The following is a 17,015-nucleotide window of genomic DNA, read 5'->3' as shown; positions in this document are numbered from 1 at the left end:
GCGAGCCCTAAGATGAGTCATCCCTAGGAATTTAATTCCTCTAAAGAGCCGTTCGAGACTAGGACGTTGATAGGCATGGTGTGTAAGCGTTGTGAGGCGTTGAGCTAACATGTACTAATGACTCGAGAGGCTTAACCATACAACCCAGATGGGTTTTACTGAAAATGTTCCAGACATTTTCTAGCACTTCCTCCTTCCATGGAGGTCGTACGAAAAGCCTTAGACAGAATACAGATACTTGATAAAGTTAAAGACTCAACAGAAAATCAGCTTTCCGAATTATTATTAACGTGGTCCAGAGATGGACACGGTAATAAACAGAATTTGCTTGGTGACAATAGCCTTGTGGAACCACCTGATCCCATCCCGAACTCAGAAGTGAAACGCAAACGCGCCGATGGTAGTGTGGGGTCTCCCCATGTGAGAGTAGGTCATCGCCAAGCGCCTAATTATCTCATTGAGATGTAATGAAGCCAGCTGAATAAGCTGGCTTTTTTGCATTCGCAATTTGTTAAATCCAGCCTAGTGTCTATTTAATTAGTCAGTTTTCCTCCTATTTTTCTCTCGATAATCCCTTTTTTACCTTCCACGATACGAATAATTTGCACCATTTGGCTTTATATCAATTCTATTAATATCCGCGATAACGGTTCTATCAGATTCAGTTCCGGAGAATAAGGCTGCAGTTTTATCTCAGATTATAAAATCTTCTGCCATCTTTGTTTGATGTCCCCGCACAGTCCATCATGATCGCGGTATAGCGGCCAAAGAACGTAGCTGCAGAAGTTAAGGCGAGGTGCAGCTGCAATAATCGTAGTTTGCAAAAGGCGTTATGATGGCTTTGGATGGCGAGTAAGGGGGGTTATTTAGGATAGCCCTGATGAAGCAAGCGATAAATATTGGCTTTTTAAATGTGATACCAAACTCAGACTGAGTGAACTTAGGACTGAGTGAACTTAGCAACGTTCTTTCCCATCAACTGATTACCTTATGAAGATAAGTTTTGCTGATGTACGAAGGCGTTAAGACACAATGGACAAACGAGCGTTTCGTATAAGCAATGATGGGAATTGGTATTGTGTGGTTTTCACGTATACACTTTTTTTACATTCCCCATCTAGCATCAGCTTTTAGGTTGAAATTTCAATGGAATTGCGTGGCTTATTGAGGTTATTGTCGCTATTGCTGTGTATGCCATTACTGGTGAATGCTGATCGTTTCATGGTGTCTAGTACTAAACTTGCGGATCAAGATGTTAGCGTCAAGTCTGCTGTGATAGTCCGTTATTGCGTTGATCCTGATTGGCTGCCCTATGAAGGAATACGAGAAGGTAAACATCTGGGGATTTCATCGGATTATATTCGTTATGTTGAGTCACATTCTTCCCTTAAGTTTCAGCTAGTGCCGACATCTTCTTGGACCGAAACTTTATCTTTTTTGCAAAGTGGTCAGTGCGATTTAACCCCTATGTTGAATAAAACGCTAATACGCGAGACTTATCTGCACTTCAGTGATGTCTATTTCCGCTCACCCAATGTGCTCGTTTCACTTAAAGAACAGCCTTTTCTGCAAGGATTGGAGAATATCAATACGCGTATTTTAGCCGTGCCCAAAGGTTATCGTTTAGCCGAGTATATTCAGCATTATTATCCTCAGATAGAAATGCTTACTGTTGCCAGTGAACCTGCGGGATTGCAGTCGGTTCTGGATAAACGTGCAGATCTGTTTGTTGGGTCAATGTTTTCGGTTAACGCTTACATTCAACAAATGGGATTTGATCATTTAAAAATTGCGGGTTGGGGCGGGCCGGAAGATGAGTTACGGATGGGGGTCGCTTATGGTCAAGAGTCCTTGTTACCCGTGATAAATAAAGCCTTAAACACTGTGAGTGAGCAAGAGCGGATCACGATTTATCAGAAGTGGAATAATGTGACTGTGATAGATGAGACTAACTATTCGCTTGTGTATCAAATTATCTGCGCGACGTGTCTGTTGCTCCTAATGTTGGGGGCGAGAACTTACTTTATGAGTCAATATAATCGAAGATTAACCGATAAGAATAAGCAGTTGGAAGCTTTACGCGAACAGCTTGAAGCGTCAAATGCCGAACTCGAATTTTTATCTACCCACGACCCCTTAACTAAATTGTATAACCGACATTACTTTAATCGCTTTTTTATTAATAACGAGCAGCATGATAAATCTGCTGGGGCAGGCATGTGCCTTGTAATGATTGATATCGACTACTTTAAAGAGATTAATGACACGCTAGGGCATAACGTCGGCGATCGCATTCTTGAGCAAGTGTCACAGGTATTACAGCACTGTGTGCGTGATTCTGATGTGGTCGCACGTTGGGGTGGCGAAGAATTTGTTATCCTCTGCCAACAGTCATCATTGCCATTAGTTGAAAGCTTGTGTGTGCGGATTGCGCAGAGGATTAATAATTATCAATTTACTGACAATGTTCACTTAACTTGTAGTTTTGGTGTCGCTAAGCTCGCAGAAAACGAACCTATACAATTGTGTTTTGAGCGGGCAGATCGAGCCCTTTATCGTGCTAAAACACAAGGGCGTAATCAAATGTGCATCGACACGTAAGGGTTTACTCAAGACTGATTTGTGGTTATTTGGCTAAAAGACTGCGATTGAAGTGAGTCGCGGATGTCATCTCTATTTTGGAGATAGGTATAACATGATTGTTCTAGCATCCATGCTTGCAGGTTAATGTTTGATGTTTGTACTGACGATATGATCGAAATCCCTTGAAAATCGCCTTATCCCATTAAAATGAGGTTTATTTAACGGTTTTTATTGATTGAGTGAAAAATAAGCTAAAGTGTTTTACTTATCTGTTTTAGTTCGTGTTTATGGCTATTTATCTAAATTATTACGCGACTTTATCGTGAAAAAGTACTCTAGCCATTTGCGCCGAGCAGGGTTCCAATTTACAATATGCGCCTAAAATAATCTGATGTGCGGTGTGTCGGTGTTTGTCGCATACTCCGTCTACTTCTTAAACTACTCATTAAAGTTGAATCATGACCGAATTATCCAAATACAGAAACATTGGTATCTTCGCTCACGTTGACGCGGGTAAAACCACGACCACCGAGCGTATCCTTAAGTTAACAGGAAGAATCCATAAAGCCGGTGAGACTCACGATGGCGAATCTACCACTGACTTCATGGTACAGGAAGCTGAGCGCGGTATTACTATTCAGTCTGCTGCTGTAAGTTGCTTCTGGAGAGATCACCGTTTCAACGTTATCGACACTCCAGGACACGTTGACTTCACCGTTGAAGTTTATCGTTCTCTGAAAGTGCTTGATGGTGGTATCGGTGTATTCTGTGGTTCAGGCGGTGTTGAGCCTCAATCAGAAACTAACTGGCGCTATGCGAACGAATCTGAAGTTGCGCGTATTATCTTCGTAAACAAGTTAGACCGTATGGGTGCTGACTTCTTACGCGTAGTTAAGCAAACTAAAGACGTATTAGCTGCTACTCCACTGGTTATGGTTCTGCCAATCGGTGTTGAAGACGAATTCACTGGTGTTGTTGATCTGTTATCTCGTAAAGCATACGTGTGGGATGAGTCTGGTTTACCAGAAAACTTTAATATCCAAGATGTACCTGCTGACATGGTTGACATGGTTGAAGAATACCGTGAAATGCTGATCGAAACTGCCGTTGAGCAAGACGATGCTGTGATGGAAGCGTACATGGAAGGCGAAGAGCCATCTATCGAAGATATCAAGCGTTGTATCCGCAAAGGTACTCGTACTATGGCTTTCTTCCCAACATACTGTGGTTCTGCGTTCAAGAACAAAGGTATGCAACTGGTTCTTGATGCTGTTGTTGATTATTTACCAGCACCAGACGAAGTTGAACCACAGCCATTAACTGACGAAGAAGGCAACGAAACTGGCGAATTCGCTATCGTTTCTGCTGATGAGCCATTAAAAGCGTTAGCGTTCAAAATCATGGATGACCGTTTCGGTGCCCTGACTTTCGTACGTATCTACTCAGGCCGTCTGAAGAAGGGTGATACCATCCTGAACAGCGCGACTGGCAAGACTGAACGTATCGGCCGTATGTGTGAAATGCTAGCTGATGACCGTATTGAAATTGAATCTGCTCAAGCTGGCGACATTATCGCTATCGTGGGTATGAAGAACGTTCAAACTGGTCACACTTTATGTGACGTGAAACACCCAGTTACCTTAGAAGCTATGGTGTTCCCAGAGCCAGTTATCTCTATCGCAGTAGCGCCAAAAGATAAAGGCGGTTCTGAGAAAATGGGTATCGCAATCGGTAAGATGATCGCTGAAGATCCATCATTCCGCGTAGAAACTGACGAAGATTCAGGTGAAACCATCCTTAAAGGTATGGGCGAACTTCACTTAGATATCAAAGTAGACATTCTGAAGCGTACTTATGGTGTTGAATTGATCGTAGGTGAGCCACAAGTTGCTTACCGTGAAACCATTACTCAAATGGTTGAAGATCAATACACTCACAAGAAACAATCAGGTGGTTCTGGTCAATTCGGTAAGATCGAATATATCATCCGCCCAGGTGAGCCAAACACTGGTTTCGTGTTCAAATCTTCAGTTGTTGGTGGTAGCGTTCCGAAGGAATTCTGGCCAGCAGTTGAGAAAGGTTTCGCGAGCATGATGAACACAGGTACTATCGCTGGCTTCCCAGTGTTAGACGTTGAGTTCGAATTAACTGACGGTGCATTCCACGCAGTTGACTCATCAGCAATCGCGTTCGAAATCGCTGCTAAAGGCGCTTTCCGTCAGTCTATCGCTAAAGCTAAACCACAACTTCTTGAGCCAATCATGAAAGTTGACGTGTTCAGCCCAGATGACAACGTGGGTGACGTGATCGGTGACTTAAACCGTCGTCGCGGCATGATCAAAGACCAAGTTGCTGGTGTAACAGGTGTTCGCGTTAAAGCTGACGTACCGTTATCAGAAATGTTCGGTTATATCGGTACTTTACGTACAATGACTTCTGGTCGTGGTCAGTTCTCTATGGAGTTCTCACACTACAGCCAATGTCCAGCTAGCGTAGCTGAGAAAGTTGTTGCTCAAGTTAAAGAACGTAAGGCTGCTGAAGCTAAGAAGTAATTCTTAACTTAGCTAATAAAACCGCTGTCGGCCTCTAGGCTCGCAGCGGTTTTTTTATGGGCGAGATCCAACTGTAATCACCCGCTACGGCTGACGAAGTTTCGTATCCCGTTGTTTAAAAAATGTCAGTTCTCGCTTTATTTTCTCAGCGTTCAGTTTTTTGTTTACTCAATTCGAGCAAGGCCTTGGCCGCCGGTGTTAAAGGTAAACTTTGGCGCCAAATAAGCGCCAGATCCCATGTCATTGCGGGCTGCATAGGTTTAAAGACCAGTTTGCTGGTGCTTAATCGATTGCAGATAGGCTCAGGTAAAATAGCGACGCCCATATCGGCTTCGACCATGGCGGCAAGGAAATCCCACTGGCCGCTGCGAAAGGCAATATTGAGTTGAACACCTGCTTTGCGACTGAGGCGATTAATCAGTTTAGCGAGGGAGAAGTCTTCGTTATAGAGGATAAAAGGATAGGGCTGGAAGTCCTGCCATTTTAAGTGGTCTTTCTCGGCTAAGGGATGTCCCTCGGGCAGGCATGCGAGTAAAGGGTACTTAGTCAGGGGTTGGTTGACGAGTTCTGTCTCATGGGTCGTGGGGAGCGCGGTAAAGGCGATATCGAGACTGTTATTGAGCAATGCTTGTTCGCAGCCGAATCCACCGTACTCATACATGTGTAGTTCAACTCCCGGATAACGCTTACGATAGCTAGTGAGCAAACCAATAATAAGACTGCTCATCATAGGACATACACCCAGTCGCAACCGCCCCGATTTAAGACCGCTAAGGTTACTCATGTCCTCCTGCAGTCTATGCCATTGGCCGAGGATTTCCCGTGCACTGTGCTCAAAGAGCTGACCAGCTTGAGTTAACTCAACCTTTTGGTTATTTCGGATCAGCAAGGTTTCACCAAGGCTTTCTTCAAGTCTCTGGATTATTTTGCTTAGTGTCGGCTGGGTGATAAAACATTTCTGCGCGGCGCGGGTAAAGTTTTCAGTTTCCACTAAGGTCAGAAAACACTGTAAGGTCTTGATTGGGATGTTCATGCTCAAATGGAATCCATATTATGGAATTTATTCATTTTACTAATGATAGCCTAAGTATTACTTTGACCTTGTTAACAAAACAGGGGAATACTGATGAAATCAAGTTCAAGTCTGTGGGTAGGTGCTTTGTGGCAGGCGGCTATGCCTGTGGCAAAAGATGTGCAAAACGCTAAAGCGGCGCAAGTAACTAAAACGGCTCCAGCGGGTGATTTGCATAAAGCAAAACAACAAGTAAACCCAGCCTAGGCTGGGTTTTTACTTTTCTGTGTTTTAGATTCTGCTCTTATTTTTATTTCCCTCGATTCTCACTTTGCCTTTTTAACTTCTGCTCAATCCCTTCCTTGGTGAAAGCACTGTTCAGCAACGGACACTGAACCAGCGATAGACGTTTAGTCTTATATTTACTTGAATACTTATTACTGGCTCTAAGCTAACTCATTAGGATTGGATGCTTAAATAGCAAAAAAGCCACCCTAATCAATTCGGGTGGCTTGGCTTTGCAGGGGATGGAGATTTACTTGCCGGAGAATTGATTCTCGACGAGTGGTTGCTTGTTTTCGGCCTGAGCGACATGGCATTGAGTACAGGCATAGTTATGTCCGTTAACTGTGCCTTTATCATCAATCACGTGGGACTTAGCTACTGGTGTGGCTTTCATGCGTTTTGCCTTGTCCCAACTATGGCAGCTTAAACAGCCATTTTTATCTAAGGTGATCTTGTAATCGTCCTTATGTGGGATGAGCGGTGGTTGCTCGCTAAAACTGCGCTCAATGGCGGAGCCGCGACTAGGATAAATCGCCATAGCATCGGCTGGGCGAATGTCGGTGATCGCCATGTTTCCTGCGAGGGATTGAATATTAACTGGTGCTACGTTGGTGTCGGTTTGCTGGCCTGAACAGCCGGTAATGGCGACGAGTAACGCAGTTAAGGTGAGTATTTTTCTCATTGGTTATTCTCCGCCTTGAAGACTTTCACTGGGCATTTTTTAAAGTCAGTTTCTTTTGACAGGGGATCGGTCGCATCCAATATCAGTTTGTTGACTAACTGGCGCGCATCGAAGAAAGGCATAAATACTACGCCGCGTGGCGGTTTGTTACGGCCTTTGGTTTCAACTCGGGTTTTCACTTCACCGCGCGGTGAGGCCACTATGACTTCGTCACCACGTTGTACGCCGCGAGCTTTCGCATCTTCTGGATGCATGAAAATCTGCGCGTCGGGGTAGGCACGGTAAAGCTCTGGTACGCGTGCGGTCATCGAGCCTGTGTGCCAATGTTCCAGCACGCGGCCAGTCGACATCCACAAATCGTATTCTTCATTCGGCTCTTCGGCGGCGGGTTCATAGGGCAGGGCGAAAATCACCGCTTTGCCATCTGGCTTGCCATAGAATTTAAAGCCTTCACCCGCTTTGACATAAGGATCGCTCCCCTCAACGAAACGGCGCAGCGTTTCTTTGCCATTAACGACTGGCCAGCGTAGGCCGCGGGTTTCGTGGTAACGGTCAAAGTCGGCTAAATCATGGCCATGGCCACGACCGAAAGCTGCATATTCTTCGAAAATACCTTTTTGCAGGTAGAAACCGAAGTGTTCGCTCTCATCGTTTAATTCGGCTTTGCAATCGGAAGTTGGGAACTTGTCGATCACGCCATTGGCAAATAGCACTTCATATAAGGTTTTATCCGCGTATTCCGGTTGTTTGGCTATCAGTTCGGCTGGCCAGACTTCGGAGACTTTGAATCGTTTCGAAAATTCGACTAGTTGCCACAGATCTGAGGTTGCGCCTTCTGGGGCTTTTACTTGCTGATGCCACATATGAGTACGGCGCTCGGCATTGCCGTAAGCTCCTTCTTTTTCAACCCACATTGCAGTTGGCAAAATTAAATCTGCCGCCATAGCTGTGATGGTTGGGTAAGGATCTGAAACCACGATAAAGTTTTCTGGGTTACGAAAGCCAGGGTAAATCTCATCGTTGATGTTGGGGCCAGCCTGCATATTATTGGTACACATGGTCCAGTAGCAGTTGAGCTTGCCATCTTTTAGCATACGGCTCTGGAGTACGGCATGGTAGCCAGGTTTGGCGGGAATGGTCCCTTCAGGCACCTGCCATAGTTTTTCGGTAATGGCGCGGTGTTTGTCGTTAGTGACCTCCATATCGGCGGGTAAACGGTGGGCGAAAGTACCGACTTCACGTGCAGTACCGCAAGCCGAAGGTTGACCTGTTAATGAGAAAGGACTGTTACCCGGTGTGGCAATTTTGCCCGTGAGCAAATGGATGTTGTAAAGCATGTTGTTCGCCCACACGCCGCGAACGTGTTGGTTAATGCCCATGGTCCACAGACTCATGACTTTAACCTTAGGGTCGGCATAGGCTTTGGCTAAAATCTCCAGCTTCTCTGGCTCGACGCCACTCATCTTGGCGGCATATTCCAGCGTATAAGTGCTGACAAACTTGGCATACTCGTCAAAGCTAATGGGCGTTGATTTACCATTGCCTGGATTTTTAGCTTTTTTCTCTAATGGATGGTCTGGACGCAGGCCATAGCCGATATCATCTACCCCAAGGGCAAACTTAGTGTGTTTGGTAACAAAGTCGGTATTAACTGCTTTATTTTCAATAATGTAATTGGCGATATAGTTGAGGATCACTAAGTCCGACTGTGGGCGGAACACCATAGGGTTATCGGCCAAATCGAAGCTGCGATTCTCAAAGGTTGACAGCACATGCACTCGGCACGTTGGACTGCTTAAACGTCTATCGGATATTCTTGCCCACAGAATTGGGTGCATCTCAGCCATGTTTGCGCCCCAGAGCACAAACTGATCGGCGGCTTCTAAATCGTCATAACAACCCATGGGCTCATCGATACCGAAGGTGCGCATAAAGCCGCCTACGGCTGAGGCCATGCAGTGGCGCGCATTAGGATCTATATTGTTGGTAAGGAAGCCTGCTTTATGAAGTTTAGAGGCGGCATAACCTTCCCAAATAGTCCATTGACCAGAGCCAAACATACCTACCGACGTCGGGCCTTTGGTGGCGAGACTGTGTTTCCATTTCGCGGCCATAGTATCGAAGGCCACATCCCAGCTGACTGGGGTGAACTCACCTTCTTTATGGTATTTGCCGTCTTTCATCCGCAGCAATGGCGTGGTTAATCTGTCCTTGCCGTACATGATTTTTGATAGGAAATAACCTTTAATACAGTTAAGGCCACGGTTGACTGGACTTTCAGGATCGCCCTTAGTTGCGACCACTTTGCCCGCTTGGGTGCCCACTAATACGCTACACCCCACACCGCAGAAACGGCAGGGAGCTTTATCCCACTTGATACTGTCAGCTTGTTCGGCGGCTTCGACCATCTTAATGGGAAGTGTGACGCCAACGGCCGTCGCAGCGGCAACCGCTGCGTTGGCCTTGAGAAACTCGCGGCGGCTTATGCTCATAATATTTCCTCACTCTCTTGTACTAAGGGTTCTACTTGGTGGTAAATCAAGCTGGCAGATAACACGCCGGACAGGGCATTGATGGCTTCAATATTGTCAAGAATCGCTCTTTGGCTACTCCCTTCTAGGGTAACGACCAATTTTCCTTCGGGTGTAATTGCATGAATATCAGTACCCACTAATGCGCGGATATTGGCTTCAACCTGCTGTAAGGCTTTAGGCGTGGCATGCACCACAAGGCTGGTGACGTGGTATTCCTGACTCATATTGGATGACCTGTAGTAGCGTAAACTCGGTTACTTAAGATTAAAAAGGAGGGTAACCGAGTGCTGATACTGGCGAGTCTAGACCTGATAAAAAATGTGGGTATACCTCACAAGAGGTATTGAAAGCGATAGTCGATCCGGATCAAAGTTTTGCGAGTGATCTAACTCCCAGTTTGATATTTAAGCGGTTAGCACTGTCCTCACTAGGACATAGTGAGGAGTACATTTATGGAGAATACTATTGTGCATATCTGGAACCCGTGAACATTAACGGAAGCACAAGTGTGTAGATAGGAATCCTATACTTTTTACCAATTACAGGTGTTTATAAAATTTCTGGGTAAGAGCAATAGCTGACGTGCATGCTTGCGAAATCCTGCGATAGAACATATTTAGGAACAATTAGTTATATTCACATTGTTTAGTATATATAAGACGTTAATAGCCCGTTAGCTCCATATAACCCGTACCTGTATGGCTGCCAGAGAGTTGCACTGGGCCTTCCCAGTAGGGCGTTGATAATGGCATAGCGCTGTTGGCATTGAGCGGGGTGATAGTGAGATCGATATTTTCGCTGGGGATTTTGACTTGCCAGCTAACGGGATAGTCGCCATTGACTGTGTGTTGCCATTTGAGTGGCGTCATCTGAATGTCATTGGGATTGTCAGTGGAATTGATGTTGCGCCCTGTGCCATCGGCAAACATTCTTCTGGCGCTATAAAATGCCGAGATAGGTGCATTCTTTGCGGACTCTGCTGGAGACTGATCCCGTAACTGAAACAACATCAGCGTCGAGCCATCATTTAACCTGAGCGCGAACCAATCCCAGCCCTGTTGCGTTTTAGTGAGGAATTGCGAGCTCCATTCCCTGTCGAGCCAACCTTGGCCTGTGACTTGCTCCACTTTGCCATTGCGGTTAATTTCACCTGAAATTTCAATAAAGGGTTGGCTGTAATAGTAAGAGGCTACTTGGCCGTCGCGGCTTTTAAGGCTATAGCCGTTAACGCCTTGGTATTGCAGTGGTGCTTGGCTATTAAGCTGAAGTCGATAGCTAAAATCAGAATTCTCCACCGTTAAGGTCGCGGGAAAGAGTGCATTGGTTTCGCTCTGCCAGTGCCAGTTATCGAGGCGGATTTGATAAGGATCCAATTTTACCTCGGCAAACTCGCTATGACGGCGTGACCACTTTTCGTTGGCCAAGTGAGCATTACTCGAGGTTAATGCACTGTGGGCTAAATAAAGCTGCTGAGTCTCCCAAGTGGATTCACTTTTGGGCGTTGCATCTGTTACTTGCGGAACTGTTGTTTGTGGAGCGATTGTTTGCAGAGTTGTGGGTTTCAGGGCGACTCTAAACTGCGTCCACTGGGCGCCGAGTTGCTCACCTTTCTCTGTGGTCAAATTCGCGGTTAGATACCACCATTCTTGGCGAAAACTGTTATGTGCTAAGTGATCCCGCGGAAATTCAAATCTATAGCCGGGAACAACAGGCGTAAAAGCTAAATCATCTTGATTAGTCGAGGTTTTCCCCACCACATTGGCCATGGATTTGGACTGAGTGTTTTGCGTCGATGGCGTTTTATCACAGCCGCCGATAAGCATTAACCCAACTACTGCCCATACAATACTGAGTGTTTTCATTACAGTGTCTCCTGCTGCAGACTGGCGACCAGTGGCTTGCGGGTTTGCCAATACAGCGGTAAGAGTACGGCTAAGGTGCAGGTGGTTAAGGCAATCAGTATTGCATGGCCGTAAGCTTGCCAATCCCAAATCATTTTTATCGTCCAGCCAAAGGCTTGCAAGGTGATCTTATTAATAAGTAGGTAACCTAATAGCGCGCCCGTTGGCATAGCGAGCAGGCAAGTGATCAGTACCACAATCAACATTTGCATAAACACCATACCGCGCAGAGCATTACGACTGACGCCGAGGGAATACAGTCGTGCCAGTGGCGCTTGCCTTGCCTGAGTCAACATTAAGCAGGCACTAAAGAGGCCAATCGCGGCGACAATCAAGGTTAAACTATTCAGCACTAAGGTAATGGAAAAAGTGCGTTTAAACATAGCGATAGCTTGGGTTTTAATCTTAGTTTGGCTGTAGATTTGCGCTTGGGATAAACCTAACTCAGTCGCCAGTTGGACTTGTAGTTGATCAAGCTGCGCTTCACTTATCCTACTGCCTTGCTCTTTACCGTGAAAACTTGCCGCTAAACTCACCGGCAGTACAGGTAACTGGGCCCGTTGCCAAAGTGGCTGGCTGATAATGACCTCGTTTCGGGTATTGCCGTGATCATAATAAATGCCGCCGATAATGGCTTTGCTGTTACCTGTTTTCTCGAGCACATCCAATGACACAGTATCACCAAGCTGTAATTGGTATTTGATGGCAAGAGGTTCGCTCACCAATACAACGGGTGCATTAAAGTAGGATTGCCACAATGTGGGCAGGCTTTCCTTAAGCGCACTGGTGTGCCGAGTCGAAAATTCATCGCGGCTGAGTAGGCTCACCGGAATCGTCTGCTCGCTCGGATTATCCGTCGAAACTGGCAGTGAAAGCTGGGCTTCAATCTGCCACTGCTGATAAAGACCGCTGACTCTAGGATCGTGCATCAATTGGGTTTGAATAGTGTCGATATGCTGGCTCGGTGGGCGGATATAGAGATCGGCATGCAAGCGGGTTTCTAGCCAAGTCCGCAGGGTTTGCTCGAAGCTTCCAACGAGGGTATTCATCGACACATTGGCACTGAGCGCCAGTAAGATCGCCATCATTGCAAGGGAAAGCGGTGCAATAAGCTCACGGGTTTCGGCGAGCAGATATTGCCATAATCCGGGACGTGCCAAGGGCATTAACGCACTGACGCCCCAATGCAATAATTGCGGCAACAATAAGGGAATAGCGATAGCGACGATACCGAGCAACACTAAGCTGATGTTATAGCTTTGGCTGAAGGGAAACAGCAATGCCGCTAAGGTCAATAAGCCACAGGCTAAGGCAAATTGAATGCTATGGGTTTTGCGGTGTGCCTGCATTTGCTGATAACGATTCGCCCCTTGTGCCAATGCTTGGCGCGTAAGATCTAAATACAAGGGCAAGCAAGCGGCGAGCGCGGCAATTAAAGTGAGGGCAATTGCCTCAAAAAGCCAAGTCCATTGCCAAATACCGGGGAGTAAGTGGGCGCCATACATTTGCTCTAAGGTCAAGGCGACCATAGGTTGCAGCCAGTGGCTGAGTTGCAAACCACTGATAAAGCCCAGACTTGAGCCTATGACAACTAACAAAATTAATTCGAACATCAGTGCCGTCATCAAGGCGCGGCGCTCAATTCCCTGTTGTAATAACTGTACTAACAATTTTTGCCGCTTCATTAGGCTGTAGCGCACACCGTTATAGGCAATAAAGAGGCCGACAACGAAGGCTAACATGCTCATGGCATTAAGATTAAGATGAAAACTGCGGGTCAGCGCTATTAGCGCTTGGCCTTGATCTTGCTGGCTAAAGCTGGCCTTTTGCGGCGTAATGCCAAGAGTGTCGAGTTGGGATTTTAGTTTAGGTAGGTTTTCTCGTTCACTGAACATGGCGATATAGCTCAATCTGCCTTGCATGTTTAGTAATCGCTGGGCGAGGGACATATCGGCTAAGATGGCGCTGCCGAGACCAAAACTGTCATCAATTGCAATGACATCTAAGGTGCTATTTTCTAAAACAAGTTTACCTTCTGGTGCCACTTTGGCAGCTAGGCTGCGGCTCATGATTACTGTGGCTGCGCCGTTGAGGAGATCGGCAAGCGGTAAGTCATTCATCTGTGGCGAGGTAGCTGATGGTGTGTCGGTCGAGGCGTTACGTCTCGATTTTTGTAGTGTTAATGCGGCGACCAAATCGCTGCCTTCCAGTTGCCAGAACTGACCGTTTTTACCGGAGATTTTGCCACTCATGACGGCGAGACTCTGACTTAATCCGGCTCGTCTCAAGGCGAAATAGACAGATTCATCTAAAGTGTTTTGTCCTAGGGGCGGCGTGAGTAGCACATCGGCGCGTTGGCTCAGTAACTCAGTCGCCTCGCTATAGCTGCGCACGGCATTGTCGTTGGTTGCTTTAACCCCAATCAGCAGAGTCACAGCTAATGCGATACCGAGCAGAATGGCACCTGCTTGTATGGGCACATGGCGATAATGGGCGATAAACACTTTTAGGCTGAGCCACGTCAGCCTAAGCCAAGTTTGCTTAAGTCCAGTCTGTTTAAGTTCTGTTTGCTTAAGCGCTGTGGGAGTCGCCTTAGTGAGTCGTTTATTGTTCATAGATAGCGACTGCACCTTGGGATAAGTGCCAACGTTTTTGCATAAAGGCGGCGCACTCTTCGCTGTGGGTGACCATTAAGATACTGGTTTGGCTTTCCCGTGCCAGTTCACACAGTAATGCCATGACTTGCTTACCTGATACATCATCTAAGTTACCCGTAGGTTCGTCGGCCAGTAGCAAGGTCGGTTTATGGGCTAAGGCGCGGGCGATGGCGACGCGCTGTTGTTGACCGCCTGACAGGGCTTCAACTTGGCGGTGAAGTAATGGCAAGAGCCCTAGTTTTTCAACCAGATAGTCACACCAAGGCGACCATGGCTGCGCGGTTAAACTTAAGGAGAAGGCGATATTGTCTTTCACGTTGAGTGGCGTGAGTAAGTTAAATTGCTGAAACACGACACCTAAGGAATTACGTCTGAAACGGCTCCAATCTTTGTCTTGCCAAGTTGAGGTGGACGCTTGTTCTAGCAAGATTTCACCCGAGTCTGGCGTTTCAAAGCCGGCAATCAGGTTGAGTAAGGTGCTTTTGCCGCTGCCGCTGGGACCTGTAAGCGCCACGGTTTCACCTCTGTGGATCTGTAGATTAACCGCTTGCAGTACTTGATGATATTGCTCACCATCGCGAAAGCCTTTGGTGACTTGGTTAAGCTTAGCGACGTCGGCCATTGAGCAACTCCTTTATATCCATTGGCGGCGGGTGTGGTAAGCAGTGTTTCAAACTGCGGTGGCAACTTATTTAGTGGCCGTAATTTAGCATTGCCATTCTATGTTCAAGATAAAGCATTTTCTATTCAGATAGATACTGATTTTTCTTGTAATAGGATCATCCACGGGGTAACAAAACATAAATCGTCATTTGGTGTAAAAATAGTCAACTGGATTAAATCCTCTGCGAACTGTGAGCAAACGGCTTGAGCTGACGCCGCATTTGTTGCATTCTGTGCGTCCTGTTAGCTTGGGAGTATGTCTCAATCTAGCAATCCGTTCGGATGAAGGTAGCAGGAGAGTGGGGAATTGACCCCACACCGACGAGGCAACTTTGGTTTTACAGAAGCGAGTCTTCTTATAAAAAACAAAGCACTCTTTCAGGTGCCGATAGGCGTGGACTGTTACTGGACGAGCCTCTGGAGAGACTACCAGTTGCACTCATTGTGCAATCAGGTGGCGCCGAAGGCGAAAGTGTCGTGGTGTTATTGTATAACCTGCGACGCGAAACGCTCAGGCAAAAGGACAGAGGAGAGGATGACTGCACAGTCCCTGTCGTTTGTCGTCGTGGGCTATTTTTACTCTTTTGCTTGAGATGGAGCACTTTTGCTCTTATTGAAAGCACTCGTGTAGAGCTCTCGCTTGCTACGCTTTTAGCGTTCAGCTTAGGCGATTCTCGGCCGAGATTAGGTCAAAATAGTTTGCAATAGCGTCCGACTGCGGCGCGTCACAGCCATTTCTTTTCCTCCTCCGTTTATTAATTTTGTTGTTTAATATTCGAGGAATATCATGATTTTTCAAGCTTTACTTGCCAGTATTAATGGCATCGTCTGGGGCCCAATTACCCTTTGTTTGCTGGTGGGTACAGGGGTTTACCTCACTGTGCGCCTCAAGCTTATCCAAGTATTTCGTCTGCCGATGGCGATGGGATTGTTGTTTAAACCCGCCAAAGGTCATGGGGATTTATCTTCCTTTGCCGCGCTTTGTACTGCGCTGTCCGCCACTATCGGTACCGGTAATATTGTTGGCGTGGCGACGGCAATAAAAATGGGTGGCCCTGGGGCGTTATTTTGGATGTGGCTGGCGGCATTTTTCGGCATGGCGACTAAATATGCCGAGTGTATGTTGGCGGTAAAGTACCGTACCACCGATGCTCGTGGGCAGATTGCGGGTGGCCCTATGTATTATATCGAGCGCGGCCTTGGTCTACCTTGGATGGCGAAATTGTTCGCTCTCTTTGGGGTTGGTGTGGCCTTTTTCGGTATCGGTACTTTTGCACAGGTTAACGCCATCAGCGATGCACTGACGATTGCCTTTGAGGTGCCGACTTTGTTGACCGCGACCGTGTTGACTGTGTTAGTTGCCGCAGTCACTTTGGGTGGCGTAAAGCGCATTTCAAATGTGGCGCAAAAACTTGTGCCTGCGATGTCGATTGGTTATGTACTGGCCTGCGTGTGGATCTTAGTCGGTTTCTCCGAGCAGATTTTACCCGCCTTAGCTTTAGTGATTGAATCTGCCTTTACGCCACTCTCAGCTGCGGGGGGATTTTTAGGGGCGACAGTCGCGCAGGCGATTCAAATCGGTATTGCCCGAGGTGTGTTCTCGAACGAATCTGGATTAGGTAGTGCACCCATTGCCGCCGCTGCTGCTAAAACCAATGAACCCGTTGAGCAAGGTCTCGTCAGTATGACGGGTACTTTCTTCGATACTATTATCATTTGCACTATGACGGGGTTAGTGCTGATCATCACTGGGGTATGGAGTGGTGAGACGGCAGGAGCTGCGATGACGAGTGCAGCTTTTGCTCTGGGAGGCTCAGCGCTTGTGGGTCAGTATTTGGTGACGATTGCGCTAGTGTGTTTTGCGTTTACCACGATTTTGGGCTGGCATTATTATGGTGAACGCTGTTGGTATTACTTAGTCGGTGAGCGCGGATTACGCATGTATCAAGTGGTGTTTTTGGTGCTGATTGCGGGTGGTGCTTTTATCAAACTGGATGTGATTTGGTTGTTGGCTGATACGGTTAATGGTTTGATGGCTATCCCTAACTTGATCGCTATTGTGGGATTGAGGCATATCATTATCGCCGAAACCCAAAGCTATTTTGCTCGTATTTTACCTAATCAAACCTTAGAGACGGCTTCTTAG

11 protein-coding genes, 2 rRNA genes and 1 riboswitch are annotated in these 17,015 nt (G+C 46.7%); of the genes, 6 read left to right on the top strand and 7 right to left on the bottom strand.

The window, feature by feature from the left end; genetic code table 11:
* The 4 genes from L5M40_RS09775 to fusA all read left to right on the top strand — a co-directional run.
* Positions 1-139, top strand: a 23S ribosomal RNA gene (locus tag L5M40_RS09775); the annotation flags it as partial.
* 188 nt (positions 140-327) lie between these two features.
* Positions 328-443, top strand: a 5S ribosomal RNA gene (rrf, locus tag L5M40_RS09770).
* A gap of 703 nt (positions 444-1,146) precedes the next feature.
* A complete protein-coding gene (locus L5M40_RS09765; protein ID WP_263165007.1) occupies positions 1,147-2,601 on the top strand; it encodes a diguanylate cyclase in 1,455 nt (484 codons plus the stop codon).
* Between the two features lie 440 nt (positions 2,602-3,041).
* Complete coding sequence (fusA, locus tag L5M40_RS09760) at positions 3,042-5,135, top strand: elongation factor G (RefSeq protein WP_107402610.1); 2,094 nt, start codon at positions 3,042-3,044, stop codon at positions 5,133-5,135.
* A 145-nt stretch (positions 5,136-5,280) separates the two neighbouring features.
* On the opposite strand, the gene L5M40_RS09755 is transcribed toward fusA, so the two are convergent.
* Entirely contained in the window at positions 5,281-6,168 is an 888-nt protein-coding gene (locus L5M40_RS09755) for a LysR family transcriptional regulator (protein ID WP_105251505.1), read from the bottom strand.
* Between the two features lie 93 nt (positions 6,169-6,261).
* On the opposite strand from L5M40_RS09755, the gene L5M40_RS09750 reads away from it, so the two are divergent.
* On the top strand, positions 6,262-6,414 hold the full coding sequence (locus tag L5M40_RS09750) for a hypothetical protein (protein ID WP_081729124.1): 153 nt from the start codon (positions 6,262-6,264) through the stop codon (positions 6,412-6,414).
* A 268-nt stretch (positions 6,415-6,682) separates the two neighbouring features.
* Here L5M40_RS09750 and napB read toward each other — a convergent pair whose 3' ends face one another.
* The 6 genes from napB to L5M40_RS09720 form a co-directional block, all read right to left on the bottom strand.
* Positions 6,683-7,114, bottom strand: a complete 432-nt coding sequence (napB, locus tag L5M40_RS09745) for a nitrate reductase cytochrome c-type subunit NapB (RefSeq protein WP_263172570.1) — start codon at positions 7,112-7,114, stop codon at positions 6,683-6,685.
* Entirely contained in the window at positions 7,111-9,606 is a 2,496-nt protein-coding gene (gene napA / locus L5M40_RS09740; RefSeq protein ID WP_263177512.1) for a nitrate reductase catalytic subunit NapA, read from the bottom strand. The genes napB and napA overlap by 4 nt, the downstream gene beginning before the upstream one ends.
* Entirely contained in the window at positions 9,603-9,872 is a 270-nt protein-coding gene (locus tag L5M40_RS09735) for a chaperone NapD (RefSeq protein WP_198572888.1), read from the bottom strand. The genes napA and L5M40_RS09735 overlap by 4 nt, the downstream gene beginning before the upstream one ends.
* A 438-nt stretch (positions 9,873-10,310) precedes the next feature.
* A complete protein-coding gene (locus tag L5M40_RS09730) occupies positions 10,311-11,510 on the bottom strand; it encodes a lipocalin-like domain-containing protein (RefSeq protein WP_263177511.1) in 1,200 nt (399 codons plus the stop codon).
* Positions 11,510-14,164 carry an ABC transporter permease gene (locus L5M40_RS09725; RefSeq protein WP_263256605.1) on the bottom strand — a complete coding sequence of 885 codons (2,655 nt, stop codon included), beginning with the start codon at positions 14,162-14,164 and terminating at the stop codon, positions 11,510-11,512. The genes L5M40_RS09730 and L5M40_RS09725 overlap by 1 nt, the downstream gene beginning before the upstream one ends.
* On the bottom strand, positions 14,154-14,828 hold the full coding sequence (locus tag L5M40_RS09720) for an ABC transporter ATP-binding protein (protein ID WP_168822486.1): 675 nt from the start codon (positions 14,826-14,828) through the stop codon (positions 14,154-14,156). Before L5M40_RS09720 ends, L5M40_RS09725 begins: the two co-directional genes overlap by 11 nt.
* A gap of 448 nt (positions 14,829-15,276) precedes the next feature.
* A riboswitch (glycine riboswitch) is annotated at positions 15,277-15,406 on the top strand.
* A gap of 250 nt (positions 15,407-15,656) precedes the next feature.
* Here L5M40_RS09720 and L5M40_RS09715 point away from each other — a divergent pair.
* A complete protein-coding gene (locus L5M40_RS09715) occupies positions 15,657-17,015 on the top strand; it encodes an alanine/glycine:cation symporter family protein (RefSeq protein ID WP_263256603.1) in 1,359 nt (452 codons plus the stop codon).

Origin of the sequence: Shewanella sp. SM68 (genome assembly GCF_025653925.1) — a bacterium.
Classification (GTDB): domain Bacteria; phylum Pseudomonadota; class Gammaproteobacteria; order Enterobacterales; family Shewanellaceae; genus Shewanella; species Shewanella oncorhynchi.
Note: the sequence above shows the minus strand (reverse complement) of the source record. Positions and strands in the feature narration are given on the sequence as shown.

Coding starts and splice junctions, on each gene's coding strand:
- L5M40_RS09765 (WP_263165007.1), top strand. CDS start 1,147: ATGGAATTGCGTGGCTTATTGAGGTTATTGTCGCTATTGCTGTGTATG.
- fusA (WP_107402610.1), top strand. CDS start 3,042: ATGACCGAATTATCCAAATACAGAAACATTGGTATCTTCGCTCACGTT.
- L5M40_RS09755 (WP_105251505.1), bottom strand. CDS start 6,168: ATGAACATCCCAATCAAGACCTTACAGTGTTTTCTGACCTTAGTGGAA.
- L5M40_RS09750 (WP_081729124.1), top strand. CDS start 6,262: ATGAAATCAAGTTCAAGTCTGTGGGTAGGTGCTTTGTGGCAGGCGGCT.
- napB (WP_263172570.1), bottom strand. CDS start 7,114: ATGAGAAAAATACTCACCTTAACTGCGTTACTCGTCGCCATTACCGGC.
- napA (WP_263177512.1), bottom strand. CDS start 9,606: ATGAGCATAAGCCGCCGCGAGTTTCTCAAGGCCAACGCAGCGGTTGCC.
- L5M40_RS09735 (WP_198572888.1), bottom strand. CDS start 9,872: ATGAGTCAGGAATACCACGTCACCAGCCTTGTGGTGCATGCCACGCCT.
- L5M40_RS09730 (WP_263177511.1), bottom strand. CDS start 11,510: ATGAAAACACTCAGTATTGTATGGGCAGTAGTTGGGTTAATGCTTATC.
- L5M40_RS09725 (WP_263256605.1), bottom strand. CDS start 14,164: ATGAACAATAAACGACTCACTAAGGCGACTCCCACAGCGCTTAAGCAA.
- L5M40_RS09720 (WP_168822486.1), bottom strand. CDS start 14,828: ATGGCCGACGTCGCTAAGCTTAACCAAGTCACCAAAGGCTTTCGCGAT.
- L5M40_RS09715 (WP_263256603.1), top strand. CDS start 15,657: ATGATTTTTCAAGCTTTACTTGCCAGTATTAATGGCATCGTCTGGGGC.